This is a genomic window from Streptomyces globosus (assembly GCF_003325375.1).
GTDB classification, from domain to species: domain Bacteria; phylum Actinomycetota; class Actinomycetes; order Streptomycetales; family Streptomycetaceae; genus Streptomyces; species Streptomyces globosus_A.
The window spans coordinates 3,857,919-3,884,163 of the sequence record NZ_CP030862.1; the positions used below are offsets into that span (position 1 = coordinate 3,857,919).

Here is a 26,245-nt window from a genome sequence, read left to right on the forward strand (position 1 = left end):
CGGCGCGGGCTCGCGCGAGTCGGCCGGAGCCCGGGGGACCGCCCGTGCCGGAAGGACTTCAGGCGGCATTGCGGTGGGCGGCGGCCAGCCAGGCGCGCACCTCTGCGTCCACCTCGGCCGGGTCGTACAGCTCGATGTGGTGCATCCACACGTCGGGGGCCGGGTGCACGACCGACTTGAACCGGTCGGACTCCACCCTGCACGGCAAGGCAATGGACAGCACGGCCGGGGCGGAACTCCGCACGTACCGGTCGGGCCGCCACACCCAGGCGAAGCCCCTGCGGCGCCGGAAGGCGATCTGGCTCCTGGTCACCCGGATACCGGTCGCGTCCGAGCCGAGCGCGGCGACCGCCTCCGCAACCGCCTCGTACAGCGCCAGGCCCCGATCGCAGCCCTCGAAGAACTCCTCGGGGCTGCCCGCATCGCCGCGGCCGCCGCCCGCCATGCGTCCACCCTAGGACGGGGCGGGTCAGTGGTCGAGCAGCATGCGCAGGAGGTGGGGGTGGTGGGTGCGGACGGCTTCCGCGAGGCGCTCGCGGAGGCGGCCTTCGCGGAGGCCGGCGCGGTCGAGGTGGAGGAGCGTGCTGCCGGGCAGGACGGCGCCGTCCCTGCGCAGGGCGTCGGCCAGCAGCCGGGTCACCGGCTCCCGGATCGGGGCGTCGTCGGGCAGCAGCACGAGTGCGCGGCCGACGCGCCGGTACAGGTCGGCCAGTTCGTCGACGGGCAGCCCGGTGCTGCCGCCTATCAGCAGGCGCAGCAGGTCGTGGGCGAGGGAGGTCGCGGGACCGCCCTCGCGGGATGAGGTGAACAGGGTGACGGCCGGGCCCAGCAGCTCCATGACGGGGTCGACGGCATGCCGCACCAGCAGGTCGGTCGTGCCGCCCGTGACGTCCATCTTGTGCCACACGTCGTCCCAGTAGGTGCGCGACCACAGGACCGTGTCGTGCTGCGGCCTGCGGTAGAGCCAGTGCATGTCCAGCGGCTCGGGCGCCCGCTGCGCCTCGTCCCGCAGACGGACCTCCAGGCTCCGGCCGCTGTCCGTCCAGCCGCGGTGGACGGAGACGGACAGCACGAAGTCCGTCCACTGCTGCTCGTTGAAGGACGAACGCCACAGCAGGACGCTGCGGTGCCACGCCGAGGCGGGGTCGGACGCGTCGGGGAACAGCCGGTCGGCGGTGGTGCGCCCGCACAGTAAGAGGAGCATCAGGACCAGGTTGGCGCCGTAGGTGCCGTGCCGGGAGGAGGTGCGGTTCGCGGCGGGCCGGTAGGCGGGGTGGGGGTCGTCCGTGCGGGTGCCGTGCTGGTGGAAGACCCGTACGAGCAGCCGCCCCAGCCGCTCGCGTTCACCCTGGGGGATGCGCCGGGCCATCGACCCGCCGAAGCGCAGGATCTGCCGGGAGGACAGCGGGGCGTGGGAGAGCAGGGCGTACGCCAGGTCGTCGTCGATGCGGCTGGCTCCCGCGGAGAGGGCCGGCCGGTCCGCGAGCAGGCTGGTGAGCACGTGCAGCGCGAGCCGTACGACGAGGTACTCGCCGAAGGTGGCGTGCAGGAACTCGTACGTGGACAGCATGCGCCCGTCGCGGAGGGACTGGGCGCGCTGGACGAAGAAGAACCGGCCGAGCGCCACCTCGGCCGCCCCGAGGGGGGCCCGGAAGCCGGCGGACTCGGCGGCCGGCCGGCCGAGGAGTGCTGTCAGGTCCGCGTCCAGCTCGGCGGCCGACACCCATTGGCGGCGCCGGTTGAGCTGGGCGAACGCGACGAGGGACAGCCGCTGGAGCTCTCGTTCTGCGAGGTCTGCCAGGCCCTCCTCGGGGAGGGAGCCCCCGGCGGTCTTGTCGACCTCGCGCCGGGCGAAGGAGGTGAGCAGCTCCTCGTACAGCTCGGCCTCGTCGAGCGGGTCGCCGCCGTCGGCGCCGGTGCCGGGCGGCCTGTCGGCGCTGCGCGGCAGGGCGTTGTCCGCGGCGTCGTACAGGGCCAGCATGGTCAGCAGCAGGGGCTGTCCGGCGAGCGGGGCGTGGCGGGCGACGGCGTCCCAGGGCAGCGGCCGGAGGCCGCGGGCGGCGAGCCCGGCGGCGTTGGCGCCGTTCCAGAGGTCCAGCCAGCGGCGGATCTGGGCGGGGCGGAACGGCTCCAGGCGGAGGGCGACGAGCCCTTCCGGGTAGCGGGTGCGGTCGGCAACGGCGGTGCGGCTGGTGACCACGGCGCGCAGCGGGCGGCCCTGCTCGGCCTCGCGCTGCTGGAAGCGGGCGACCCGGACGAGGAAGTCGCTGTGGTGGACGCCGGTCGTCTGCAGGAGTTCGTCGAATCCGTCGAGGAGCAGGACGGGGACCGCCCCGCCGGCGGAGCGCACCAGGTCGGGCCAGGCGACCCGTTCGCCGGTGGCGGCGCGTACCGCCTGCTCCAGCTGTTCCTGCAGGTCGTCCTCGGCGCGTACGTCGCGCAGCGGGACCCGGACGGGCAGGAAGCCGGCGGAGGGGAGGCGGGCGGCGAGGACGCGGGTGAGGACGGACTTGCCGGCTCCGGGCTGGCCGAGGACGAGCAGCGGCGCGTGCGCCCCGCCCGGGTCGGTGAGGGCTCCGGCGAGGTAGCCCGTCAGGTCGCGGCGTACGGGGGCCTCCTCCCACCAGGCTTCGGTGGCGGGGCCTCCGGTGCCGTCGGCCGCGCGGACCCGGAAGTCGGGGTCGAGGTACATGTCCCGCAGGGCGGGGACGCGGATGCCGTCGGGCGCGCTGGAGGCGTCGAGGACGGGGCGGGCCAGCACGGCCTCGGCGGCGCGGGCGAGTGCGGCCGCCACGTCGGCCGGCGGGCGCATCCCGCGGGCCGCGCCGGAGAGCAGTTCCTCGATGCCGGCGAGGGCGAGGCGGATCCGGTCGCGGGTGGCCTGGTGCTCGACCTGGGCCGTCCAGAAGCCGAACTCGGGTGCCTCCTGGGCGAGTCGGGCGTAGAGCTCCTCGTACCGTGCGACGGCGCGGGGAGCGAGGTCGGCGCCGAGGGCGCGCACCGCGGCGGAGCGTTCGGACGGGGTGAGGGCGCTCCACAGGTGGAGGCCTTCGGCGAAGGAGAGGAAGCGGTCCGAGAGGGCGCCGTACCAGCGCAGCAGCTCGGCGGCGACGTCCTCGGAGGGGCGGTGGGGTGCGGGGCGGGGTGCGTCGGCGGCCGCGAGGGCGTGGGCGAAGGCCGCTCCGCGGGCGTTCCGCTCGGGTGCGCCGGCGAGGGCGAGCTGCTCGCCGCGGGTCAGTTCGAGGTCGTCGACGCCGAACGGCAGCTCGGATGCGTCGAGCGCCTCGAACCAGGCGACGACGACGATCACGGTGTGGGCGGCGTGCAGGAGTGCGGTGCGCTCGGCCCGGCCCTGTACGTGTCCCAGGCGGCGTCCGAGGCCGTGTACGGCGTCGCGGCCGAGGGCGACGAGGCTGCCGCGGGCGTCGGCGATCCGCAGCAGGCCGTCGCCGATGCCCCCGGTGGCGGCGCCGAGGGCGCCGCCGAGGGCGCGGTCGAGGGCGGCCAGCGCGGGCGGGTCGCCGCCGAGCAGCACCAGTGCGTCCGACAACGACAGCATCCTGCGCCCGCCCACTACCGCCCCACCCTCACCCTCGCCCCGTCCGGCTGCGCCGCGTCCTCCGGCGCCGCCCTGGTGGTCATCCGGCGCGGAGGTTCCGGGCACACTCTCGCACGGGCGGGCCGGGGGCGTCCGCGGTTTCGGTGCAGTACGCACGCGGCGGGGCGGGGCCCGGGCCGCCCTCGGGTGCCGGACGGCAGGTGGTGTACGAATGGTCTGTGAAGGAAGAGAGCCCCTCCCCGACCGTGCGCGTGTTCATCGCCCTGGCCCCGCCCGACGACGCGAAGCAGGAGCTGGAGCGGGAGCTGGCGCCCGGGTACGCGGCGTACCCGCGCATGCGGTGGAACCGGATCGAGGACTGGCACATCACCCTGGCGTTCCTGGGCGAGCTGCCGGCGGCGGTCGTTCCGCGGCTGCACGCACCGCTGGCCGGGCTGGCAGCGGCGCGCGAGCCTCTGCGGCTGGCGCTGCACGGCGGCGGGCACTTCGACGAGCGGGTGCTGTGGAGCGGGATCGGCGGGGACGCGGAGGGGCTGCACCTGCTGGCCGCCGATGTCCGGGCCGTGGTCAAGGAGTGCGGGATAGCCTTCGCTGACCGGCCGCTGCGGCCGCACCTGACGCTGGCCCGCGCCCGCCGCGGCGACCTGGCCGGCGTGGTGGGCGCCGCGGCGGGCCTGGCCGGGTTCGCCGGCCGGACGTGGCCGGCCGCGCGGCTGCACCTGGTGGGCAGCAACTTCGGGCGCGGCCCGGGCCCGATCCGCTACCGGGACATCGCGTCGTGGGGGTTCGGCGGCGGATCGTGACGGCTGCGCCGCGGCCGCCGGCCGGGTGCGCGTACGGGGTCAGTCCGCGGCCGAGGGGGCGGTGCGGGCGAAGTGGCGGGACGTCGGGACGAGGGCGGCCGCGGCCGGCATCAGGAAGCATGCCGCGGCGCACACCGCGAGGACAGGCGCGGTCCCGAACGCGTCGATGGCCGGGGCTATGAGGGCCAGGCCGGCGGGTGCGAGGCCGTAGGAGACCAGGAAGTCCAGTGAGGAGACCCGGGCCAGCTTGTCGGGGGCGACCTCCCGCTGGGTGGCCGTGAACCAGGGCACGTTGAACAGTTCGATGCCGATCCCGGCGACGGCGTACGCGGCGACGACGGCGAGCGGGTGCACCGGCAGCACCAGGCTGAGCGGGGCGACGCCGTACGCGGCGAGCCCGGCGAGGGCCGCCCAGCCCTGGGAGCGCGGCCGCAGGCGGGCGATGACGAGGGCGCCGGCGAGCGCGCCGAGGGTGTACGCGGTCATGGCGGCGGCCAGGACCCACTCCGTGCCGTAGCGGTCGCGGCTGATCAGGGGCAGGGCGACGCTGGTGGCGGAGTAGCCGAGGGCGACGACGGCGACGAGGGCGCCCAGGCCGGCGAGGAACCAGGGGTGGCGGCGCGCCTCGCGGAGGCCTTCGAGGAACTCGGCGCGGAATCCGGCGCGCGGGGCGGCCGGTCCGGCCGGTCCGGTGTCGGGGGCCGCATCGGCGTCCGCGCTCGGGGCGGCGGAGGCGGCTGCGGCCCCGGCTGCGGCGCCCCGGCCCGGGACGAGCGCGGCCGCCAGCCACAGTACGCCGATGCCGAGCAGCAGCGTCGCGGTGTCGAGCCAGGCGGCGAGCAGCGCGGTCAGGGCGGGGCCGGCGAGGGTGGAGCTGCGGACGGCCAGGGTCATGGCGGCGTTGGCCTGTTGGCGCCGGGCGGGGTCGACGGTTTCGGCGGTGAGGGCCTGGAAGGCGGGCCGGCAGGCGCCCTGGCCGGCTCCGGCGAGGGCCGCGGCCGCGGTCATGAGGGCGAGGGAGCTGCCGAGTCCGGCGGCGAGGAGCGGCGCGGCGGCAGCCGCCGCGAGGCCGGACCAGAGGACGACGGCGCGGCGGGAGTGCCGGTCGGCGAGGACGCCGCCGACGGCGACGGCGAGTAGGAAGCCGATGGTCCGGGCGGCGAGGACGATGCCGAGGCCGGCCGCGCTCAGGTCGCGGTGCAGAACGGCGAGCCCGAGGACGAAGGGCAGGGCCCAGGTCGCGAGCCCGGAGGCGGTGGTTCCGGCCCACAGGCGCAGGAAGGCGGGGTCGCGGAGGACCGAACGGGCCTGTGGGGCCTTGGAGTCGGCGGTGGTCGGCGCGGGTGTGGACGCCACGGGTGGGTGCTCCTTGGGTTCGTGGGCGGCGGGGAGGACCGTCCCCGGAATCATTAATGGAAATGATTACCATTACAGTATCTTCGAGCGCGGCACCCCTCCCCGGCGGTGCCGACGACATCCGTGCCCGCTTCCCGAACGGAATCCCCATGCGCCATCCCGCCCGCCTCTGCCTCGTGTTCGCCCTCGCGCTCGCCACGGCCGGCTGCTCCGGCAGCGGCCCGGGCACCCACGCCCCGCCCTCCGGCCGCGCCCCCGCCGCAGCGGCCGCGATCACCAGCTGCGGCCGCGAACTCGCCCTTCCCAAGCCGCCCGAACGGGCCGTCGCCCTGGACCAGTCCTCCACGGAGACCCTGCTCGAACTGGGCCTCCAGGACCGCATGGCCGGGACGGCCAACCTCAAGACGAAGATCCCCGCCCAGTACCAGGCCGCCTACGCCAAGGTCCCCGTCATCGCACCGAAGATCACCACCGGTGAGCAGCTGCGCGCCGCGACACCCGACTTCACCGTCGCCGGCTCCGCCGACCTGTACACCGCGGACCGGGCCGGCACCCGCGAGGAGCTGGCCGCGCTCAAGGTCCCGTCCTTCGTCAGCGCGGTGGACTGCCCGCAGCAGAACCCGGCCGGCAGGAGTGCCTTCGAACTCCTCTTCTCCGACTACGAGAACCTCGGCAAGGTCTTCGGCGTCGAGGAGCGGGCCGCCCGGCTCGCCGCCGACCAGCGCGCCGCGGTCGCCAAGGCCCGGGAGGCCGCCGCCGCAGCACCGCAGGGCGCGGACCGGCCGACCGTCGTCTACCTGTACTCCGCCTTCAACGGAATGCCGTACGTGGCGGGCGGCAGCGGCCTGCCCAGCGAGATGAGCCGCATCGTCGGCGCGAGGAACGCCTTCGACGACGTGGCCGAGGACTGGCCGGAGGTCTCGTGGGAGGAAGTCGCCCGTCGCGACCCGGACTTCATCGTGGTCGGCGACCTGTCCGAGCGCGGCCGCCCCGGCGACAGCGCCGCCGAGAAGCGCGCCGCCATGGCGGCGCACCCGGTCGTCTCCAAGCTGGAGGCGGTCCGCGACGGCCGGATCATCGAGGTGCCGGGCATCGAACTCGACCCGTCGGTGCGCTCCGTACACGCCCTCGGCCTGATCGCCGCCGGGCTGAAGGACCACGGGCATGACCACTGAGCAGGCCGCCGGAGGCCGCACTGCGGACCTGCTGCCGCCGCCCGCCGCACCAGGGCCGCGGCCCCGGGCGGGGGACGCCGGCGGGCGGTCCCGTACCGGCGGGGCCGGGGCGGTGCGCGCCGCCGCCTTCGCGCTGCTCGGGGCCGGGGCGCTCGCCGCGTCCGTCGCCGCGGCCGTCCGCATCGGCACCGCCGACGTCGGCTGGACGGACCTCGCCCGCGCCTTCGGCTCCCGGCTCGGCCTGCCGGTCGAGCCGCTCCCCCCGCTGCTCGACTCACTCGTCTGGGACCTGCGGCTGCCGCGCGTCCTGATGGCCGCCCTGGTGGGTGCCTCCCTCGCGGTGTGCGGCGCGGTGCTCCAGGCGGTCACCCGGAACGCGCTCGCCGACCCCTACCTGCTCGGCGTGTCCTCCGGCGCCTCCACCGGGGCCGTCATCGTCGTCGTCCTCGGCGTCGGCTCGCACGCGCTGGGCGTCACCGGCGGCGCCCTCGCCGGCGCGCTGGTGTCGTTCGCGCTGCTCCTGCTGCTCCTGCGGCGCACGGGGCTGGACTCGTCGCGCATCGTGCTGACCGGGGTCGTCGTCGGCCAGCTGTTCACCGCACTGACCTCGCTCGTCCTCATGGCATCGGCGGACGCGGACACCACGCGGGCCGTCACCCACTGGCTGCTGGGCTCGATGGCACCGGCCCGCTGGAACACCGTCGCCGTCTGCGCCGCCGTCACCCCCCTGGGCCTGGCCGCGGCCTGGCTCTGCTCCACCGCCCTGGACGGGCTGGCCTTCGGCAGCGACACCGCCGCCTCCCTGGGCATCGGCGTACGGCACACCCGGCTGCTGCTGCTCGTCGTCACGGCGGTGCTGACGGCGGTGGCCGTCGCCACGGTCGGCGCCATCGGCTTCGCCGGGCTGATCGTCCCGCACGGGGTGCGGTTCCTCGTCGGGCCGCTGCACCGGGTGCTGCTGCCGTGCACGGCGCTCGCCGGGGCGGTGTTCCTGGTGTGGACGGACGCCCTCGCCCGGGCCGCGTTCGCGCCGCGCGAGGTCCCCGTCGGCGTGGTGACCGCGCTGCTCGGCGTCCCGCTGTTCCTCCTCGTCCTGCGCCGGCGGGGTGAGCTGTGAGGATCACCGCCGAGGACGTGGTCTGGTCGGCCGCGGGCACGCCCGTCGTGCGCGGGGTGAGCGCGGAGGTCGCGCCCGGCGAGACGGTCGGCCTGCTCGGACCGAACGGTTCCGGCAAGTCCTCGCTGCTGCGCTGCCTGGCCGGCCTGCGGGCCCCCGACTCGGGGACCGTCCGCTACGACGGCGAGTCCGTACGGGGCTGGGACGCCCGCCGGATCGCCCGCCGCGTCGCGTTCGTGGCTCAGGAGGGGGGCGCGGACGGCGAGTTGCGCGTCGCCGACGTCGTGGGCCTGGGCAGGACCCCGTACCGCAGCCGGTGGCGCGGTCCGGACGCCGCCGACCGGGCGGTCGTCGACGCGGCCCTGGACCGCGTCGGCCTGACCGCGCTCGCCGGCCGGCCCTGGAAGGCGCTGTCGGGCGGCGAGCGGCAGCGCGCCCACATCGCCCGCGCCCTGGCCCAGCAGCCCCGCGCGCTGCTCCTCGACGAGCCCACCAACCACCTAGACGTCCGGCACCGGTTGGAGCTGATGGAGCTGCTGGCCGGGACCCCCCAGACCGTCCTGGTCGTCCTGCACGACCTGTCGCTCGCCGCCCGGTACTGCGACCGGCTGCTGCTCCTGCACCGCGGACGCCTGGCCGCCTGCGGCCCGCCCGCGGACGTGCTGACAGAGGAACAGCTCGCCGAGGTCTTCGAGGTGGACGCCGTGCCCGCCCCGGACGCCCTGGGCCGGCCCTCGGTCGCCTACCGCGGGCCGCTGCGGCCGGCGCCCCCGCCGGCCGGGGCACCCGCACCCGTACCCGTATCCCGATCCGTCCCTGACGAGAAGTGAAGCCGAGGAACCCGAGGATCCCATGACCCGTATCGACACCGTCCGGCCCGCCGACTCCGTCCGCACCGTGGACGCGCTCGCCGAGGAGGTCCTCGCGGGCGGGCACGGCCCGCTCCCGAGCGGCCTCACCGCCACCAGCGTGTTCTGGATCCACCACGGCACCCGGCTCGCCGGAGGCGACACCACCTACCTCAACCAGTACGTCCTGGTCCGGGTCGGCGGCGCCTTCGGCGGCTGCGCCTTCGAGGCGGGGGAGATCGACCCGTCGCTCTGCCGCGAGCACTCCGGCGCGCCCCTCGACGTGCTGCTGCGCGAGGCGCCGCGCCCGCTGCGGGTCGCCGCCCTCGACGCCTACCTGGCCGGGGCGGACCCGCACCGCGCGGCGGCGGCGGCCGGCCGGGCCGAGCCGGTGGTCCTCCCGGCCGGCGCTCCGGAGGCCCGGGCCGCCGCCCGGGACGCGGCGACAGCGGGGCTGCTGGACACCGCGCCGGGGGCCCGCGTCGGCCTCATCGGCGTCGTCAACCCGCTCGTCGCCGCCATCCGCGAGCGCGGCGGCGTACCGCTGCCCTGCGACTTCAACCTCAAGGCCACCCAGTGGGGGGACCCCGTCACCGCCGACATGCACGAGGTGCTGGACGCCGCCGACGCGGTCGTCTGCACCGGGATGACTCTCGGGAACGGCTCGTTCGACACCGTGCTGCGGCGCTGCCGCGACCGCGGCATCCCGCTGGTCGTCTACGCGCAGAGCGGCAGCGCCGTCGCCCGCGCCTTCCTCGGCTCGGGGGTCACCGCCCTGTCCGCCGAACCGTTCCCTTTCTCGCAGTTCAGCGGCGAGGAGACCGTCCTCTACCGCTACCGTGCGGCGGTGGGCGGCGCGTGAGCCCCCGCAGCACCGGAGCCACCGGGCGCGGGCAGGCTCCCTGCCACCACGGCGAGATCCTCCAGGGCGTCTTCCGCGACGGCTCGGGCCGCCCGTGCCCGGGGCTCGTCACCCTGCCCATGGCCGGGCCCGGGAGCAGCGCCGTCTTCACGATCCGGCCCGGTACGGACCCGCAGGCGCCCACCGTCGCCCCCGCCGGGCGCACCAACGCCGCCCGGGCCGCCGCGCTCGCGGTGGCGGAGTGCGCCCGGCGGGCCGGGCTGCCGCCCTGCGGGGGCGAGTTGCGGCTCGCGGGCGACATCCCGGCAGGCCTCGGCATGGGCAGCTCCACCAGCGACGTGATCGCCGCCGTGCGGGCGGTCGCGGACGCGTACGGGACGCGGCTGCCGGCCGGGGCGGTCGCCCGGATCGCGGCGCGCGCGGCGGGGCCGGCCTGCGACCCGCTGGTGCCGGACGGGCGGCCGGTGCTGTTCGCGCAGCGCGAGGGCCGCGTCCTGGAAGTCCTCGGCACGGCCCTGCCGCCGCTGCTCGTCGTGGGCTGCGACCTTGGCGGCGGCGCGCCCGCGGACACCCTCGCCCTGCCCGTGCGGGAGGCCGGCGAGGCCGACGTACGGGCCTGGGAGCGGCTGCGCGCCCTGCTGCGCCGGGCGGTGGCGGCGCAGGACGCGCGGCTGCTCGGTGCCGTCGCCACCGCCCGCGCCCGGCGCGGCGAGCGGGTGGTCGGGCACCCGGAGTTCGAGGCGCTGGCCGCGGTGGCCCGACGGGTCGGGGCGGTCGGCGTGCAGATCGCGCACAGCGGGGCCGTGGCCGGCGTGCTGTTCGACGCCGGCCGGGCGGCGGCGTTGGGGCTGCCTTACCAGGTGCGCGGCTGTTTGGACGCCCTGGAGGCCCACGGCATCCCCGCCGCCCGGATCTTCACCACGCCCGGCGTGCGCGCCCGCGCGTGCGCCTCCTTCTCCCCTTCCCATCCTGCCGCGGAGCTGCTGTGGACCAGCACATCGCGGAGTCGACAGGCCACCCGGACCTGATGCGGCTGGAGGACCGGCTCGTCTGCCTCCGCTTCGAGACGATCACCTCCGTCGGCAGGGGCACTTCGGCCGGTGCTGTCGACGTGCCGGGCGGCGACCCGGACGTCCTTCCGGCCACGGCACCGGCCGCCGGCCCGGCACGTCGCACGCACGCCTGGCGGGTGAGCGCCGCACCGGGGCGCGGCTATGATGACTGACTGGTCGGTCATCTTGGGAGGCGGAGTGGCACCACGGCGGGTTGACCGGGCTGCGCGCCGGGAGGAGATCCTCGCGGCGGCGGTGCGGGTGTTCGCGCGGCGTGGGTTTGCCGCGAGCCGTATCGAGGATGTGGCCGCGGAGGCGGGCATCGGCAAGGGCAGTGTCTACCTGTACTTCTCGGACCGAGACGAGCTGCTGGAGGCGGCCTTCGCTGCGCTGGCGGCACGCTCGGCCGCGCTGATCGAGGAAGCGCTGGCGGGCACGGGCGATCCGGCGGAGCGCCTGGAGCATCTGGTGCGTTCCGTCGTGGCCGTGCTGCTTGGCGAACGGGATCTTGCCCGTGTCCTGCTGGACGTGTGGTCCGTGGGGCGTGGCGGCCGTCCGCCGGTCGACATGGCGGGCTTCTACCGCGAGTACCGGGGCGCGATCGCCATGCTGCTGGCCGATGCCGCCGACAGCGGTGCGGGGCCGACGGTCGAGCCTGTCGCGCACGCCGCGGTCCTCGTCGGGGCGATCGAGGGCTGTGTGCTGCAGTGGCTCTTCGACTCCTCCCTTGATCTGGCCGGACTCGTCGATCCACTGCTGCAGCTGTTGATACCGGCCCGGGCGAAGGGAAGGAACCCGTGATCAACCCGTTGAAGGGCGGTCCTCCGCGGACGGCCCTGCGCCGTGCCGTGCTGCGGGCGCCGATCCGCCTCTACCGGATCGGGCTGGGAGGCCTGCTCGGCCACCGGATGCTCCTGCTCACCCACACCGGACGCGTCAGCGGCCGGCCGCGCCAGGTCGTGGTGGAGGTCCTGGCGCCGGGCGGGCGGCCCGGCAGCTATCTGATCGCGTCCGGCTACGGCGAGCGGTCGCAGTGGCTGCGCAACGTGCTGGCCGAGCCCTGCGTCCGGTACCAGGTCGGCCGGCGGAAGTTCGAGGGAACGGCGGTGCCCCTGCCGCCCGAGGAATCAGGCCGGCAACTGGCCGAGTACGCCCGGCGCCACCCCCGCCTGGCCGCGAAGCTGATGCAGGCCCTGGGCCACAACCCGCAAAGCCGCGCCGACTTCGAGGCACTCGGCGCAGACCGACGCAACGGAGTTCCGCTGGTCGAGGTGAGCCCGCACCACGGGACGGCCGCCGGCGGCCCCGCCCTGCCCGGATGACGGCACAGGCCGGCTGAGGCTGCGCCCGCCGCCTCACCCGGGTGCCGGTCGCCGGACCGGGCATGCCGATGCCCCGTGCATGCCGCCCGCGGGTCCGCCGTCCCCGGATGGCGGTGGAGCCGACGCCCGTGGTGGAGAGACGCCTGGGCGCGCTGCCGGCCTGTGCCGGCTTGCTGCGCCGACCGGACGCGGCCGGGACCGTCGACGACCGGCGGCGGCGCACGCCGTGCGGACTTCGTGCTCGACCCGGACCGGCCGGATGGTGCCCCGGGCTCGGTCCGAGCGGTGCTGCGTGGTCGACCTGTGCGGGGCGGCCGCCCTGCCCACCTGGTCCTGACGCCGGCTCGGGACGGTCCCGTTACGGAAGCGGCGCCGGCGCGGAGGCGACGAGGGCCTGCAGGACGTCGACGGCGCTGCCGTCGTGGTCGCTGCCGGAGGTGCCCGAGCCGTTCTGGAGGTTGGCGGAGCGGTCGACCTCGACTATCGAGTCGGCGTGGGAGTTGTCGATGACGGTGATCAGGCTCTCGCCGGCCAGGGCGGGGGCGGCCGCGGCGGCGGCGACGGCACAGGCCGCCGACACGGCGGTGAGGGCCGCGGCCGCCAGGGAGGCCGGTGTGCGCTGTGCGGGCAGCCGCAGCCGGGTTCGGCGGGTCACGCGCCGGCGCCTTCGAGGATGCGCTGGCGGGCGATGTTCCGGGCCAGCAGACTGGTGGACTCCCGGACGCCGATGCCGCCGGCCGCGGCGGGCTCCGGCAGCCGGCCGTCGGAGAGCTTGAGCTCGGTCAGGGCGTCGTGCATCGCGCGGTGCGCGGCGAAGAGGCAGGGCGTGCTGTAGATCGCGATGTCGACACCGAGTTCGGTGAGCTCGCCCAGGGACAGCCGGGGTGACTTCCCTCCGGCGATCTGGTTGAAGAGCAGCGGCTTTCCGGCGACGACCTCGCGGATGCGGCGGATCCACTCGACGCTGCGCACCCCGTCGACGAGGACCACGTCCGCGTCGGTGGCGGCGAGCGCCTCGGCGCGCCGCAGGATGTCGGCCTCCTCGGTCGCGTCCGTCCGGGCGACGACGACGAGGTCTCGGCGGGTGGCGAGGACCATGTTCAGCTTGTCGAGGTATTCGGCGAGGGGCAGCACCTGCTTGCCGTCCGCGTGGCCGCAGCGGCGGGGGCGTCGCTGGTCCTCGAGGATGATGCCGGACGCGCCGATGCGCTCCAGGCTCTCGACGACGTGGCAGGCGACCTCGGGGTCGACGTAGCCGTCGTCGATGTCGACGAGCAGGTCGTGGTCGGGGAAGGCCCCGCGCAGCCGCTGGACGAAGGAGAGCATGTCCGGCCAGGCGATGAACCCGATGTCGGGCAGGCCGTAGTACGAGGCCGCGAAACCGAAGCCGGAGACGAACATCCCGTCGTAGTGGTCGGCCGCGATCGAGGCCGAGTACATGTCGTAGACGCCGATGAGGGGGGTGGTGCCGGGCCGGGCGACACGGGCCCGGAGCTTGCTTCCGTAAGTCAACGCGTCTCCTCGAAGGGCGGGTGGGAACGGCCGGCCGCAGTACCGCGAAACGGTAATGCGGAGGCAAAGAAAGAGTCATCACGCTTTGTATCCGATCAGACGCGCGAAGCAACACAAGAGCGTCGGCGTGTCACCCTCGCGGGTGGCCCGGTTCACCGCAGAAACGCCACGCCGCCGGCGCCGCGAGCGGGACGCGAGGCGGACCAAGGGAGACTCGAGAGCCCCTCTGGCACCTCCTGCCACAAGGTCCGGATCCGATCGCCCACTGACCGATACATGCCTGTTGCAGGCAAATCTTCGCGTGCACATGTTCATGGACCCGTCCGTGTGACGGGCCGGTACCGGCCCGCCCGCTTCGCCCCCTTCTTCCCAGGAGAAGGAATGACGCTGAAGCTGCTGCTCGCGAACGCCCCCAACCCCACCGCCAACCGCAACGCATCGAACTACGCCTGCCACCCCCACATCGGCATCGTCCAACTCGCCACGGCGACCCGGGACGCGCTGGGCGACCGCGTGGAGATACGCGTCGTCGACGGCGGCATATCCAACACGGCCGCCGTGCAGCGCGCCGTCCGGGACTTCGCTCCCGACCTCGCCGGCATCAGCGCACTCACGCCGACCTATTCGGAGGCCCTGGAGATCGCCTCGACCGCGAAGGCGTGCGGGGCGCAGGTCGTGCTCGGCGACGACCACGCGATCTTCTTCCCCGAGATGATCCTGCGCAACAGGCCGCAGATCGACTACGTGATCGCCAACGACGGCGGTGAGATACCGTTCGTGCAACTGGTCCAGGCCCTGGCGGACGGCAGCGGCGTGTCCCGGGTCTCGTCGCTCGCCTACCGGGACGGCGGCCGGATCCGGCTCAACCCGGCTCCGAAGTACGCCCTCTCGCTGCGCAACACGATTCCCGACCTGTCGTTCATCGAGGACGTGCTCGGCACCTACGCCGACAACTACCGTGCCCAGTTCGGCCATCTGCACGGGCACGAGGTGCGCCCGGTCACGGTGGACAACGCGCGCGCGGGCCCTCGGGCTGACCAAGCGCAACAACGTCGACAAGCTGCGCCGGCTGGGCGTGGTCCGCGCGAACGTCGGCCTGGACGCCGCCGACCCGGAAATGCTGGAGGCGCAGCGGAAGAACAGGACGACCGGTGAGACCAACCTCGAGGCGAGCCGCATGCTCAACAAGGCGGGCATCTCGGTGCACGCCTCGTACATCGCCGGCGCGCCGGGCGAGCGGCCGGAGACCCTGGACCGCACGATCGACGGAATCCCGCAGATGCTCGGCGAGGTGGAGCTGTCATCCGTCGAGTTCTCCCGGTTCATTCCGCTGCCGAACAGTCCGGCGTGGGACCTCCTCGTCGACTACGAGCGCCCGAACTTCTTCAGGAACAGCGGCGACATCGACGCCTACCTCGCCGGTCTGGGAATCTCCTTCACCGGCGCGGAGCGTGCGCAGATGCAGGACCGGTTCGGGGAGCGGGACCTGCTCGACATCGACGAGCTGGGCGCTTATTGGGCGGACAACTTCACACACATCAGCGAGGATCACGCCTTGCAGCGGATCGCGGAGGTCGACGAGATGGTGAGCGCCCACAACGTGCGCACCGGGAACAACGTCGGACAGCGCGGGAAAGGGAAAGGTGCCCGAATGCTCGGAGTGGACAACCTGCTGACGTACACCGTCGGCGCCCTGCTCATCATCCTGCTGCCCGGGCCGAGTTCGCTGTTCACGCTGTCCGTGGCCGCACGGCTCGGGGTGCGGGCCGGGTACCGGGCCGCGGCGGGGGTCTTCCTCGGCGAGACCCTCCTCATGGCGGCGACGGCGGCGGGGCTGGCCTCGCTGCTGCAGACCAACGACCTGCTGTTCGCCATCGTGAAGTACGCCGGCGCCGGCTACCTCACGTGGATCGCCGTCGGCATGATCCGGGCGGCTTGGACCATGTGGCGGCGCCCCGGCCGGTCGGCGGGGGCGGACCCGGAGGGGGTGCAGGCCCGTGCGGATGCGGGGGCCGGGACCGCGGCGGCGGGGGCGCGGCTGTTCCGCCGCTCGCTGGTGATCACGGTCCTGAACCCGAAGGCGATCCTGTTCTTCATCTCCTTCTTCGTGCAGTTCGTCGACCCCGGCTACCCGCATCCGGCGCTGTCGTTCGGGCTGCTGGCCCTCGTCTACCAGCTGATCAGCATCGCCTATGTCACCGCACTGATCCTGGGAGGCACGTACCTGGCGGCGCAGTTCCGCCGGCGGCGCAGGCTCTCCGCGGGGCTGACGACGGGGGCGGGGGCGCTGTTTCTGGGATTCGCCGCCAAGCTGGCCACAGCGGGCAACTGACCGCGGGGCGGGCGGGCGGCTGTCCGCCCGCCCCGCCCCGCTCACCCCGCGTCCAGCCGGAAGGCTGCCTCCCCGCGCAGTCTGCCGTTCACCTGGAGCTGGACGAGGTGCTCGCCGGAGAAGTAGCGGCGGGTGGTGAGGGGCTTGAAGGAGTGCCGCCTGGTTCCGGCGAGGGTCTCGCCCGGGGCGAGGGTGCGGGTGGCCAGTTTGAACACCTTCGGGGTGCGGCGGCCGTTCGCCTTCACATGGTGGACGACGTAGTCGAGGACGAGTTCGGCGGGCGTATCGGCGTCGTTGGTGAGGGCGTACTCGAAGACGAGGTGTTCGCCGACGGCGACCCGGGCGGTGGCGATGACCGGTCCGCGGACGGTGACCGGCGCGTCGGGCGCGTGCCCGAGGACACTCATGGCGTCGGCGCGGCCGGCCTTCACGAGGGTGCGCAGGCCGTGCCGGGCCACCCGCCCGGTGGTGGCCGCGGGCGCGGCCAGCCAGCGTCCGGCCGTTTCGACGGCGAGTTCGGGGTGGTCGCGGCTGATGTCGTTGAGGTGGTTGGCGACCGAGCGGCGCACGTAGTCGGAGTCGTCGCGGTAGAGGGCGTTGAGGAGGGGGAGCGCGGGCCGCGGGTCGGCGATGGACTCGGGCAGCTGCGGCGCCCACGGGAGCCGGGGCCGGGTGCCCTCGCTGACGAGGCGGCGGACGTGCGGGTCCGGGTCCTCCACCCAGGGGCCCATCACCGCCAGGGCGCGGTCCCGGTCGGCGCGCAGGAAGGGGCGGACCGCGGACTCCGCCGTCAGGCGCGGGGTGAGGTCGCGCAGCAGGGCGAGGGCCGGCTCGAACGCGGCGGGACCCGAGGCGAGGCCGCGGACCGCGACCGCCTCCCCCACGGGGAAGGTCATCCAGCCGGCGAATCCGGGGTCGGCGAGGGCGGCGCGCACGGAGGCCTCGAAGGCGCCCCAGTCGGCGGGCAGGTCGTCGAGGGCGGCGTCGCGGACGGCGGCGACGCGGCCGCTGAACGTCAGGCCGTCGAGCGCGGACGCACAGGCGAGCAGGGCCGGGGCGGACCTCGGTCCGGCTGCCGCGGCGAGGCGGCGGGCGAGGTCCTGGACGGTGCGCGCGCTGAGCAGTTCATCGGCCGTGGGCATGGATCAAGTGTGACGGTTCCCCGGACCCCGGCGGCGCACGGCCCCTGGTAGGGCTTGGTCCCCGGACGTGGTTCCGGGCGGGGCTGAGGAAGCGCACTCGGGCGCGCGATGGTGCCGACTGCGCCGGAGGACCGGCGGCGGGAGTCGGGCCGGCACACCGGGATCGGGGCCGGGCGGAGTCGCGGTGGGGGTGGCGCGGAGTCGGGCTGGGGCCGGCGTCGCGGAGCGGCGGGGCGGGGCGGCAGCGTGCGGGCCGGGCGGTGCAGTTTGGCCGGATCCGGACGGACCGGCGGCGGAGGAGGGGGGCGCCGGCCGCCGGGTCCCGCCCCGGGGTGCCGCGCAGCCGGGTCGCGGAACCGTGCGTTCCTGACAGGCCGCCGGATCGCGGCGCGCCGCACCACGCAGCAACGACCACCCGCGGCCCCGGTGGACCGGCCTGCCCGACAAGGCCGCAGCACAGGCCGCTCGCGGTCCGGTGGAGTTCCCTTGGACTGCCGCTGAGGTGACGAACCAGGCCGGGACAACAGGCCAACGTGACACGCGGACTTGCCGTTGGCCTGGTCCGCCGCCGAGACTCGGAACGCACCACGAACGAACACTCATTCGGACGCCCTCCGGGGGCCGTTCGCCGCGTTCCGGGGCCGTCCGGCCCCGGCCGATGCGGCGATCCGGCGACCACCCGCCCCGGGTCGCTCCGCTCGCCGGCCGCAGGCGCCGGACGGCTCCGGCGCAGTTCCCGGCGGCCCGGCAACCCCTTCCACCAGAGAGGAAGTCCGCCATGCCCGAAAGCATCGCCGGCCCCGCCCCCGAGGGCCTCGACCTCGACTTGGACCTCGACCTCAGCGACCTGGCCATCACGGCGCTGCGCGACACGCCCGCCCTGCCGGAGAGCGGCGCGTCGTACGGCTCCTGCTCCTGCCAGGGCTCGTCCTCCTGCGCCCAGCCGCACACGGACACGCCCATCGGCTGACGGCCCACCGCCGCCGCCCGATCCACCCATCCACGATCCCGACCACGCGAGAGGCCGGCACATGACCGACCCCACCGAGGGCGTCCTCGCCCTGGACGACCTGGACCTCGACCTCGACCTCGGCGAGCTCACCGTCACGGCGCTGCGGGACTCCGTCGCGCTGCCCGAGACGGGTGCTTCCGGCGGTGTGAGCTCCAGCTCCTGCGGCTCGTCCTCCTGCGCCCAGCCGCGGCTCCCCGAACTGCCCTACTGAGCAACGCCGCCCGTGCGGCCGACCCCTCGGGGCCGGCCGCACGGGCCCCGGCGCCCAGCCGACGACCCTGCCCCAGGCCCGGATCCGCCCCCATGGGAGCCCACGATGCCGCACCCCGCCGAGTCGGCCACGCCGCCGCGCGCCGCCGCGCGGGCCGCCCGCCCGCTCCCGCAGCCGCCCGCCCGGACCGCCCCGTACGCGCTGGTCCGCACCACGGTCACGCCGCACCCGGCCGAGCCCGAGGCCTCCGCCCGCGTACGGGCCCTCCTCGGCGGGCTCGCCCGGATCGCCGCGCAGGAGGAGGCGGTGCGGGCCGGCCTGTGCGACGACCTGTTCGCGTCCCGGCCGGGCCACTCCGAGGACTTCCACCGCCGGGTCGTGCTCCCGCTCCGCAGGGCGCTGCACAACGGCCGCGCGCCCCGTCCCGCGCTGCTGGCCCGGCTCGGCGACCTGCCCGTACGGGTCCCCCGGCTCGGCGCGTGGCTCGCCCTGCGCGGGGAGCGCGCCGCCCTGCTCGCCGAGGCCGACGACGCCGTCCCGGCGGCCCTGGCCGCCGAGCGCTCCGCCCTCGCGGAGGTGTGCCGCTCGCCCGGCTTCACCCGCGCCGTCGCCCTCGGCAGCACGGACCTGCTGCGCGCCGTGTCGCGGGCCGCCCGGGACGAGGGCGGACGCCGGGCCCGCAAGGAGGAGCCGTCGGTGCTGCGCCACGCCCTGCGCGCCACCGCCAAGACGAGTCCGCTGTCCTGGTTCACCGCGGTGGGCTGGTCCGGCCCGGCCCCGGCCGCCGGCCCGCCCGCGTTGCGGGCCGTGGTGCGGGAGAACCGGACGCTGGTCGCGGCCCTCGTCTCCGCGCTGCTGGACGAGCCCCGGCGCCGCGGCGCGCTCGCACACCGGCTGACCAGCAGTGCCCTGCCGGCCGGCGACGGCCGTGCCCGCTACGTGCGGGACACCACCGTGTTCGCGGGCGGCCGGTACCTGGTCACCCGCGAGGAGGAGGTCGAGGTCGCCGCGCACCCGGCGCTGGCCGTCCTCGACGGGCTCGCGGCGCAGCCCGCCCCGCCGGACACGCTCGCCGCCCGGCTCGCCCCGGCCCTCGGCCGCCCGGAAGCCGACCCGGCCGTCCGCCGGTTCCTGGACCAACTCGCGGACAACGGGCTGCTCGTAGCGGTTGATCCGGTCGATCCGCAGCATCCGCAGCCGCTGCGCGCCCTCGCGGACTGGCTGCGCCGGTGGCCCGAAGACGCCGCCCTCGCCGACCGCATCGACCTCCTCGCCGCCGACACGGCCCGGTTCGCCCACACCCCCGCCGGGGAACGGCCCGCGCTGCTCGCCGACCTCGCCGACCGCTGGCGCGCCCTGCTCGCCGACACCGGACGGCCCGTTCCGGCCGGCGCGGCCCCGCTGAACGTGCTCTCCGAGGACGTGCTCGCCCCGGGCCGGCCCGAGGCCCCGCGGCCTGCGCCGGCCTCCGCACCGGCCGCCCCCGGGCTCGGCCCGGTCCCCGGCCGGCCCGACCCGTCCGGCGCCCGCCGGCCCGCCGCCGCGGACCCCGCAGGCGATGCCCCCGCACCGGCAGCCGCACTGTCCGGGAGCGACCGGGCGGCCCTCGCCGAACTCACGGCGCTTGCGGAACTGTTCGACCTCGGACACCTGATGCGGCGCGCCGCGGTGCAGCGTTTCACCGCCCGCTACGGGGTCGGCGGCACGTGCCCCGCGCCCTGGGAGTTCGCCGCGGACACCGCGGCCTCCTGGGAGGACGCCGCCCGCCTCGCCGCCCTCCCCGCGGACGCCCCCTCCCTCCCTCCGGGTGCGGCCGAACTGGCCCGGCTGCGCGCCCGGTTCGTACGGCTCGCCGAAGCCGCCGCAGCCGCGGCCGGCGGGCCGGAAGGCCCGCCCGACGAGGTCGTCCTGCCCGCTGCCGACGTGCACGGGCTGGCAGCCCGGCTGCCCGACCGGACCGCCGCCCGGCCGCTCGGCTATGCCTGGTTCGTCCAGCACGCCGCCGGAGCACCCCCGGCGGACGCCGGCGGCGGACTGCTGTGCGTCAACCACGTCTACGCCGGATGGGGCCGCTTCACCAGCCGCTTCCTCGACGGCCTGCCCCCCGCGGCGGCCCGTGCGGTGGCCGGCGAGATCCGCCGGGGCCTCGGCGAAGGGGCCCGGGCGGCGCAGATCCGGCCGGTGGGCGGCTTCAACGCCAACCTCCACCCGCTGCTCACGGACGCCGAGATCGGGCCCGACCGGCTCCGCGGCACGATCGCCGAGTCCGACGTGGACCTGGTGCACGACCCGGCCTCGGACCAGCTGCGCCTGCGCCTGCGGGCCACCGGCGAGTTCCTCGACGTGCTCTACCTGGGCTTCCTCGCACCGGTGATGCTCCCGCAGCGCCTCGCGCCGTTCCTGTGCGACCACCCCGAAGGCGTCGTCGACTTCCGGCGGCTCCTGCCTCGCAGCACCGCCCCCGCCCCCGGCGGCCAGGTGGTCCGCACGCCCCGCCTGCGCCACCGCCACGTGGTGCTCGCCCGGCGCCGCTGGCACCTGCCCGAAGGGGTGCTGGCCGCGCTGCGCGCCGACCTCGCGGACGACCGGGGTGACGTGCCGGCGGCCGCCGCGGCCCGCTGGCGGGCGCTGCTGGGCCTGCCCGAGCAGCTGTTCCTCCATCCGGTGCCGCAGCCTCCCGCGGGGCGCGCCGCCGAGGACTTCCTGGCGGCCCTGCGCGCGCCGAAGCCGCAGCCCCTCGACCTGGGCAGCGCCCTGCACCTGCGGTGCCTGGCGGGCTGGCTGGCCCGCCATCCGCGGGGGGTCGTGCTGGAGGAGGCGCTGCCCGCCTTCGGGGGGCGGGACCGGCCGGCCCGCGCCGTCGAGCTGGTCGCCGAGACGCACCGCCCCGCCCGCACCGGCTGACCGCCGCCTACCCCGCCGCGCGGGCCCCCGCGGGGCTCGCGCAGACACCACCGCCCGTCATCCGCCGAGGAGGCACCCGATGAACGCCCCGGCCGCCGGCCCGGATCCGGCCCCGCCCGCGCCGACCGCGCTCGACGTCGTCGTCCACCACTACGAGCCGGTCAAGGCCCCCCTGCTGCGCGAGTCCGTCCTGCCGCTCGCCCGGCGGGCGGCCGCCGAGGGGCTCGCCGTGCACGTCGAGCGCCACTGGCTGCGCGGCCCCCACGTACGGCTGCGGCTGCGCGGCGCGCCCGCGCAGGTGGCGGCCGCCGCCGAGCGGACGGCCGGGGAACTGCGCGCCCGTGCGGCCGCGCACCCGTCGCGGGCCGGCGTCGACGAGCGGGAGCTGCTGGAGCAGGCCGCCGCGGCGGGGCGTGCGGAGCTGGTCCCGCCGCCGTACGGGCCGCTCGTCCCCGACAACACCGTGCGCGTGGAGCCCGTCGACCTGGATCCGCTGCGGGCCCTGATCGGCCCCGACGGCGTACGGCTGCGCGAGGACCTGATGGCGGCGGGCCTGCCGGCGCTGGAGGCCGGCACCGCATTCCTCGGCGAGCGCGGGGACACCTCGGCAGCGCGCGTGGAGCTGGTGGTCACCGCCCTGGCCGCGCATGCGGCGGCGCACCCCGAAGGCCTCGTCGGCGGCCACTACTCGTTCCTGTCCCACCTGGAGGACTTCCTGGTCTACGAGGACCCCGACGGGCGGCTGCGGGCGGCCTTCGAACGGCGCTGGGAGGCCGCGGGCGGGCGGATCTCCGCGCTGGTGGGCAGGATCGCGGCCGGCGGCGCCACCGGCCGCGAACGGGCCTGGGCCGACTGGTCCGCCGGCGCCTGGCAGACCGCGGAGGAGCGGCACGCGGCGGGCGCGGACCTCGCGGGCGTCGCCGCCGAGTACCGGGCACGGGCGGCCGCGCTCGGCGACCGGGAGACCGCCGCCCGGTGGAACCGCGAAGTCCGCACCCGGTACAGCGACTTCCACCGGCAGCTGCACCGCTCCGACCCGGAGGGCGCGATGTGGAGCCGCGCCGACTACCTCGTCTACCGGTCCTGCACGAACGCCCTGTACCGGCTGCTGGCCGTCTGCGACGTCCGCCCCGTGGAGCGGTACCTGGCCGCGCACCTGGTCGTGCGGAGTGTCCCGGGGCTCACCGGGCACCGCTGGCAGGCCCGCATCGACGAGGTCATCGCCGCCGTGGAGGGCGCCCGGTGACCGCCGGCGGGGAGCCGTTCACCCTGCGGCTGCGGCCGGGTGTCGCGGCCACCGTGCTGCGGGCCGGCCTGCACCTGCGCGGGCGGGACGGGAGCGTGACGCTGGAGGGCAGCAAGGCGCTTCCCGCCCTCTGGGAGCTGCTGGCGGACCGGCTGGGCGCGGAGCCGGCCGCCCCCGCCGGCACGGCACGCCGGCCGGGCGGGCTGGATCCGTCGGACCCGCGGGTCGCGTCGGCGCTGGACGGGCTCGCGGGCCAGCTCCGGGCGCACGGGCTGCTCGCGGAGCTCCCCGAGGGCGGGGAGGGGCCGGCCGCCTGGCTGGCCGCGTCCACGGACCGCCCGGGCGCGGCGGCCGCGGCACTGGCCGCCGCCCCGCCCGTCGTCACGGCCGCCGATCCGGGCGCCCCGCTCGCCGCGGCCCTGCTGCGGGCCCTGCACCGGGCGGGCGCGCGGCCGGAGGCTCGGACCGACAGCAGGCTGCCGCCCGGCCTGGTCGTGGCCGCGGCCGGCGCCCCGCCGGTCGCCGTGGCCGCCGACCGGACCGCCGGGGGCGGCTTCGTCACGGCCCCGACCGCCCCCGAGCGGGTGCGCGCGGACGCCGGGGCGGTCGCAGCCCGGTTGGGCGGCACCGTCAGCGCCTCTGCGGCGGCAGCAGGTGCGGACGCGCTGACGGCCCTGCTGGCGGGCGCGGCCGCCCAGCGGCTGCTGTGCGCCGCCGCCGGACTGCCTGATCCCGCCGGGGCGGACGAGGACCAGCGGCTGCTGCCGGGCCGCCCCGCCGTCCTCGTCGCCGAGGCCGCGCCTCCCCGGGCGTCCTACCACCCGTGGGCGGCCGGGCCGGCCGCGGCCTCGGAGCCCGCCCTGCCCCCGGCCGCCGACCTGGCCGAAGCGCTGCGCCGTGTCGGAGCGCTGGCCGACCCCCTCCTGGGGGTCCTCGACGCCCCCCTGCCGGGCCGGCTGCCGCAGCTGCCCGCGGCGCTCGCCGCCTGCCGGACCCCCGCAGGGCCACTGGTGGCGGGAGCGCCCCGGGCGGACCTGGCCCGCCTGACCGCGGCGTGCCGGGCGGCCGAACTCCGGCTCGGCGGCGCCGCAGTGGTAGGGGCGGGGCCGGGGCACGCGCGGGGCCGGGCCCTGCGCCGTGCCGCCCTCGCCGCCTCCGGACGGGCGGACACCGGTCCCGCACTTCCGGAGGAAGAGTGGCGCGAGCACCCCCAGGCCCGCCACTGGTGGGCGGTCCTCACCGGCATCGCGGGGCACGCGCAGGCCCGGTTGGCAGTACGCCAGCTGGGCGGGGAGCAGGCGTACGCGGCGGTCGTACGCGTTCCCGGTGCCCCGGCGCCGCTCGGCAGGGCGGTGGAGGCCACCCCGGCGGACGCGGCGGCCGTGGCCCTGCTCGGCGCGGTCACCCGGGCCATGGCCGCCGACCACGGGCCCGCCGGGGCCGCGCACGCCCCGTTCAGCGGGGCCGAGGCCCCGCTCGCGGCGGCGGGCACCGAGCCGGCGGCCTGGGCGGACGAGGGCTGGACCGACGTCTGGCTGACCGGGACCGCGCACCGGGAGGCAGCCCTGACCGCGGCCCTGACCCGCCTGACCGGCCCGGCCCCCGGCCCGTGGCTGCCGCCGGGCGGCGACCCCGTCGCAGCCCGGACGGCGACGGTCCTGCGCAGTTGCGGCTTCACCGTCCTGGCCGACCCGAAGGAATCCCCGTGAACGGCACACCGATCCCCGCGACACCCGGGGCCGCCTGCCCCGGCGCGGCTCCGCGCGCCGCGCAGCGGGACCCCGCGGCGCTCCCCGCCGCAGCGCCCTGCGCCCCGCTCCCCGACGCCACCGCACTCGCCGGCACACAGCACCCCGGCTCGGCGGGCCCGGCGGCGCAGGCCGCCGACCGCCCCGGGGAGCTGCCCGTCCTGGACGTGGAGGCGGCGCTCGCCGCCGTCTCCGGGACAGCCGTCGTGCATCTGGCCTCCTGGACGCCGGGGTCGGCCGAGCGGCTCAGCCGCCACGCGCTCGCCCGTCCGGTGCGCCTGGTGCCCGTGCGCGAGGACGGGGCGCTGACCGTGGTCGGCCCGGTTCTGGAACCCGGGGCGCGGGCCTGTCTGGTGTGCACCGAGTACCAGCGGCTCGCCAGTGCCGGAGGACGCGTACCGTGGCGGAGCCCTCGGCTCCGGCTGGGTGGCACCGGGACGCCGGCACTGGCGGAGGGGGTCCTGCTGCTCGCCGCCGGGCTGCTCGACGAGGAGGTCCCGCCCGCCGGGGATCACGGCGTGCCGTCGGCGACCGTGTACGTCGTCCAGGGGAGCCGGGCCACCTGGTCCACGCACCGGGTCCGGCCGGTCGGCGGCTGCCCGGTGTGCCGGCCGCTGCCCGAGGACTCCCCCGCCGCGGCGGAGCTGCCTGCCGTGCCGCGGCCGCTGCCGGACCCCGCGGAGCTGCGCGGCCCCAACGACCGTACGGGGGCGGAGGCGTTGCGGGCGGAGCTGTACGACGAGCGGTTCGGCCCGGTGCGCCGCCTCTTCCGTACGGAGGACTCCGCGTTCGGCCTGACGACCGCCTGGGTGACCGACGGCCGGCTGCTCGACGACGGCGGGTACGGCCGCGCCGCGGACTTCCGCTCCAGCGAGCGCGTGGCGCTGTTCGAGAGTGTGGAGCGGCTGGCCGGCATGCGCCCGATGGGCCGGCGCACCGCGCTGCGGGCCTCCTTCGCGGAGCTGGGCCCGGACGCGGCGGTGGACCCGGTCCGACTGGGGCTGCCCGACCCGGTGCACCACGGGCACCCCGCCTCCCGGACGGTGCCGTACCGGCCGGACCTGGAGCTGGACTGGGTGTACGGCTGGTCGCTGACGGAGGGCCGGACCCGCGCCGTCCCGGAGCACGTCGCCTACTGGGACCTGCCGGACCCGCCGGACGGGGCGCCGCCCGGGGCACGGGTGGTGTACGAGTCGTCGAACGGCTGCGGGCTGGGCAACAGCCCGCAGGAGGCCGCCCTGTACGGGCTGTTCGAGGTGGCCGAGCGGGACGCCTTCCTGATGGCCTGGTACGCGGGCACCCCCCTGCCCGGTGTCGCCCTGCCCGCAGGCGACCCGCTGGTGGCGGCGCTGGCCGCGCGGGCGGAGCTGCTCGGCTACCGGCTGCGCCTGCTGGACGCCACGAACGACCTCGGTGTGCCCGCCGTGGTGGCCGTGTGCCGCTACGAGGGCCGCCATCCGGCGGCGCCGCGCGCGTTCCTCGCGGCGGGCGCGCACCACGATCCGCGCGTCGCGATCCGCTCGGCGGTGGCGGAGGCGGTCACGAACGTCCAGGACGCCGCTCAGCGGCCGGCCGGTCCGGGCCGGGCGCGCGACCCGGAGCGGCTGCGGCCGATGCTGGACCGGCCCGAGCTGGTGGTGGGCCTCGACGACCATGTGGGGCTGAACGCGCTGCCGGAGGCGCAGCCGCGGCTGGAGTTCCTGTTCGCCGACACCGGGGCGGCCCCCTGGCAGGAGCGGTGGCCGGGCGCGCCCGCACCCGTGGCCGACCTGACGGTGCTGCTGTCGGAGACGGTCGCCCGGCTGGCCGGTGGGGGGCTGGAGGTCGTCGTGGTGGCTCAGGACGAGCCCGGTGTCCGGGACCGGCTGGGGCTGCACTGCGCGAAGGTGGTCGTGCCGGGCACCCTCCCGATGACGTTCGGGCACGTCAACCGGCGCACTCTCGGCCTGCCCCGGCTGCTGGAGGTGCCGTACCGGCTGGGCCGCACCGCGCGCCCGCTGCGGCACGACGAACTGCCCCTGCACCCGCACCCCTTCCCGTGAGG

General features: G+C 76.6%; 22 protein-coding genes and 2 pseudogenes. 18 read left to right on the top strand and 6 right to left on the bottom strand.

Annotation, left to right across the window (positions count from 1 at the left end):
• Positions 1–58 precede the first annotated feature (58 nt).
• Both C0216_RS16935 and C0216_RS16940 read right to left on the bottom strand, forming a co-directional pair.
• Positions 59–445: a DUF5655 domain-containing protein gene (locus tag C0216_RS16935; RefSeq protein ID WP_114056097.1), complete on the bottom strand. Its 387-nt coding sequence runs from the start codon at positions 443–445 to the stop codon at positions 59–61.
• A gap of 24 nt (positions 446–469) precedes the next feature.
• Positions 470–3,559, bottom strand: a complete 3,090-nt coding sequence (locus C0216_RS16940; RefSeq protein WP_246042832.1) for an NACHT domain-containing protein — start codon at positions 3,557–3,559, stop codon at positions 470–472.
• A gap of 218 nt (positions 3,560–3,777) precedes the next feature.
• Here C0216_RS16940 and thpR point away from each other — a divergent pair, with 218 nt between their 5' ends.
• Complete coding sequence (thpR, locus tag C0216_RS16945) at positions 3,778–4,362, top strand: RNA 2',3'-cyclic phosphodiesterase (protein ID WP_114056098.1); 585 nt, start codon at positions 3,778–3,780, stop codon at positions 4,360–4,362.
• A 39-nt stretch (positions 4,363–4,401) separates the two neighbouring features.
• Here thpR and C0216_RS16950 read toward each other — a convergent pair whose 3' ends face one another.
• Positions 4,402–5,718, bottom strand: coding sequence for an MFS transporter (locus C0216_RS16950; protein WP_114056099.1), 1,317 nt, complete (start codon positions 5,716–5,718; stop codon positions 4,402–4,404).
• 149 nt (positions 5,719–5,867) lie between these two features.
• On the opposite strand from C0216_RS16950, the gene C0216_RS16955 reads away from it, so the two are divergent.
• Genes C0216_RS16955 through C0216_RS16990 form a run of 8 tightly spaced genes read left to right on the top strand, consistent with a single transcriptional unit; the run spans position 5,868 to position 12,094 of the window.
• Entirely contained in the window at positions 5,868–6,893 is a 1,026-nt protein-coding gene (locus C0216_RS16955; protein WP_114056100.1) for an ABC transporter substrate-binding protein, read from the top strand.
• The gene (locus C0216_RS16960) at positions 6,883–8,010 is read left to right on the top strand and encodes a FecCD family ABC transporter permease (RefSeq protein ID WP_114056101.1); all 1,128 of its coding nucleotides are present in this window, start codon (positions 6,883–6,885) and stop codon (positions 8,008–8,010) included. The genes C0216_RS16955 and C0216_RS16960 overlap by 11 nt, the downstream gene beginning before the upstream one ends.
• A complete protein-coding gene (locus tag C0216_RS16965) occupies positions 8,007–8,840 on the top strand; it encodes an ABC transporter ATP-binding protein (RefSeq protein WP_114056102.1) in 834 nt (277 codons plus the stop codon). Before C0216_RS16960 ends, C0216_RS16965 begins: the two co-directional genes overlap by 4 nt.
• A 22-nt stretch (positions 8,841–8,862) precedes the next feature.
• Entirely contained in the window at positions 8,863–9,720 is an 858-nt protein-coding gene (locus C0216_RS16970; protein WP_114056103.1) for a Rossmann-like domain-containing protein, read from the top strand.
• Complete coding sequence (locus tag C0216_RS16975; RefSeq protein ID WP_114056104.1) at positions 9,717–10,748, top strand: GHMP kinase; 1,032 nt, start codon at positions 9,717–9,719, stop codon at positions 10,746–10,748. The genes C0216_RS16970 and C0216_RS16975 overlap by 4 nt, the downstream gene beginning before the upstream one ends.
• Entirely contained in the window at positions 10,706–10,945 is a 240-nt protein-coding gene (locus C0216_RS16980) for a hypothetical protein (RefSeq protein WP_114056105.1), read from the top strand. The genes C0216_RS16975 and C0216_RS16980 overlap by 43 nt, the downstream gene beginning before the upstream one ends.
• 25 nt (positions 10,946–10,970) lie before the next feature.
• Entirely contained in the window at positions 10,971–11,573 is a 603-nt protein-coding gene (locus tag C0216_RS16985; RefSeq protein ID WP_114056106.1) for a TetR/AcrR family transcriptional regulator, read from the top strand.
• Positions 11,570–12,094 (top strand): nitroreductase family deazaflavin-dependent oxidoreductase, encoded by a 525-nt coding sequence (locus C0216_RS16990; RefSeq protein ID WP_216827092.1) that lies wholly within the window; start codon positions 11,570–11,572, stop codon positions 12,092–12,094. Before C0216_RS16985 ends, C0216_RS16990 begins: the two co-directional genes overlap by 4 nt.
• Positions 12,095–12,452: 358 nt before the next feature.
• Here C0216_RS16990 and C0216_RS16995 read toward each other — a convergent pair whose 3' ends face one another.
• Positions 12,453–12,749 (bottom strand): hypothetical protein, encoded by a 297-nt coding sequence (locus C0216_RS16995; RefSeq protein WP_246042580.1) that lies wholly within the window; start codon positions 12,747–12,749, stop codon positions 12,453–12,455.
• Positions 12,746–13,606, bottom strand: a complete 861-nt coding sequence (locus C0216_RS17000) for an isocitrate lyase/PEP mutase family protein (RefSeq protein ID WP_114056107.1) — start codon at positions 13,604–13,606, stop codon at positions 12,746–12,748. The genes C0216_RS16995 and C0216_RS17000 overlap by 4 nt, the downstream gene beginning before the upstream one ends.
• Positions 13,607–13,987: 381 nt before the next feature.
• On the opposite strand from C0216_RS17000, the pseudogene C0216_RS35225 reads away from it, so the two are divergent.
• From C0216_RS35225 to leuE, 3 genes and pseudogenes are all read left to right on the top strand, one after another.
• A pseudogene (locus C0216_RS35225) lies at positions 13,988–14,311 on the top strand (cobalamin-dependent protein); the annotation flags it as partial.
• A 370-nt stretch (positions 14,312–14,681) separates the two neighbouring features.
• Positions 14,682–14,813, top strand: a pseudogene (locus C0216_RS35230) (hypothetical protein); the annotation flags it as partial.
• Positions 14,814–15,257: 444 nt separating this feature from the next.
• Positions 15,258–15,938 (top strand): leucine efflux protein LeuE, encoded by a 681-nt coding sequence (leuE, locus tag C0216_RS17010; RefSeq protein ID WP_114058724.1) that lies wholly within the window; start codon positions 15,258–15,260, stop codon positions 15,936–15,938.
• A gap of 41 nt (positions 15,939–15,979) precedes the next feature.
• Here leuE and C0216_RS17015 read toward each other — a convergent pair whose 3' ends face one another.
• Positions 15,980–17,080, bottom strand: a complete 1,101-nt coding sequence (locus C0216_RS17015; protein WP_114056108.1) for a DNA alkylation repair protein — start codon at positions 17,078–17,080, stop codon at positions 15,980–15,982.
• A 778-nt stretch (positions 17,081–17,858) separates the two neighbouring features.
• Here C0216_RS17015 and C0216_RS17020 point away from each other — a divergent pair.
• The 6 genes from C0216_RS17020 to C0216_RS17045 all read left to right on the top strand — a co-directional run bounded on the left by C0216_RS17020 (position 17,859) and on the right by C0216_RS17045 (position 26,243).
• Positions 17,859–18,050, top strand: a complete 192-nt coding sequence (locus tag C0216_RS17020; RefSeq protein WP_114056109.1) for a thiazolylpeptide-type bacteriocin — start codon at positions 17,859–17,861, stop codon at positions 18,048–18,050.
• 61 nt (positions 18,051–18,111) lie between these two features.
• The gene (locus tag C0216_RS17025) at positions 18,112–18,303 is read left to right on the top strand and encodes a thiazolylpeptide-type bacteriocin (protein ID WP_114056110.1); all 192 of its coding nucleotides are present in this window, start codon (positions 18,112–18,114) and stop codon (positions 18,301–18,303) included.
• A 105-nt stretch (positions 18,304–18,408) separates the two neighbouring features.
• Positions 18,409–21,207 (top strand): lantibiotic dehydratase, encoded by a 2,799-nt coding sequence (locus C0216_RS17030; RefSeq protein ID WP_114056111.1) that lies wholly within the window; start codon positions 18,409–18,411, stop codon positions 21,205–21,207.
• Between the two features lie 79 nt (positions 21,208–21,286).
• On the top strand, positions 21,287–22,453 hold the full coding sequence (locus C0216_RS17035; protein ID WP_114056112.1) for a lantibiotic dehydratase C-terminal domain-containing protein: 1,167 nt from the start codon (positions 21,287–21,289) through the stop codon (positions 22,451–22,453).
• Complete coding sequence (locus C0216_RS17040; RefSeq protein ID WP_114056113.1) at positions 22,450–24,162, top strand: hypothetical protein; 1,713 nt, start codon at positions 22,450–22,452, stop codon at positions 24,160–24,162. Before C0216_RS17035 ends, C0216_RS17040 begins: the two co-directional genes overlap by 4 nt.
• Complete coding sequence (locus tag C0216_RS17045) at positions 24,159–26,243, top strand: TOMM precursor leader peptide-binding protein (protein WP_246042582.1); 2,085 nt, start codon at positions 24,159–24,161, stop codon at positions 26,241–26,243. Before C0216_RS17040 ends, C0216_RS17045 begins: the two co-directional genes overlap by 4 nt.
• Positions 26,244–26,245 lie beyond the last annotated feature (2 nt).

Excerpts from the sequence above, each read along its gene's own strand:
- C0216_RS16940 (WP_246042832.1), bottom strand. The coding sequence starts at position 3,559 with ATGCTGTCGTTGTCGGACGCACTGGTGCTGCTCGGCGGCGACCCGCCC.
- C0216_RS16935 (WP_114056097.1), bottom strand. The coding sequence starts at position 445 with ATGGCGGGCGGCGGCCGCGGCGATGCGGGCAGCCCCGAGGAGTTCTTC.
- C0216_RS16970 (WP_114056103.1), top strand. The coding sequence starts at position 8,863 with ATGACCCGTATCGACACCGTCCGGCCCGCCGACTCCGTCCGCACCGTG.
- C0216_RS17020 (WP_114056109.1), top strand. The coding sequence starts at position 17,859 with ATGCCCGAAAGCATCGCCGGCCCCGCCCCCGAGGGCCTCGACCTCGAC.
- C0216_RS17035 (WP_114056112.1), top strand. The coding sequence starts at position 21,287 with ATGAACGCCCCGGCCGCCGGCCCGGATCCGGCCCCGCCCGCGCCGACC.
- leuE (WP_114058724.1), top strand. The coding sequence starts at position 15,258 with ATGCTCGGAGTGGACAACCTGCTGACGTACACCGTCGGCGCCCTGCTC.
- C0216_RS17015 (WP_114056108.1), bottom strand. The coding sequence starts at position 17,080 with ATGCCCACGGCCGATGAACTGCTCAGCGCGCGCACCGTCCAGGACCTC.
- C0216_RS17030 (WP_114056111.1), top strand. The coding sequence starts at position 18,409 with ATGCCGCACCCCGCCGAGTCGGCCACGCCGCCGCGCGCCGCCGCGCGG.
- C0216_RS17025 (WP_114056110.1), top strand. The coding sequence starts at position 18,112 with ATGACCGACCCCACCGAGGGCGTCCTCGCCCTGGACGACCTGGACCTC.
- C0216_RS16960 (WP_114056101.1), top strand. The coding sequence starts at position 6,883 with ATGACCACTGAGCAGGCCGCCGGAGGCCGCACTGCGGACCTGCTGCCG.
- C0216_RS16955 (WP_114056100.1), top strand. The coding sequence starts at position 5,868 with ATGCGCCATCCCGCCCGCCTCTGCCTCGTGTTCGCCCTCGCGCTCGCC.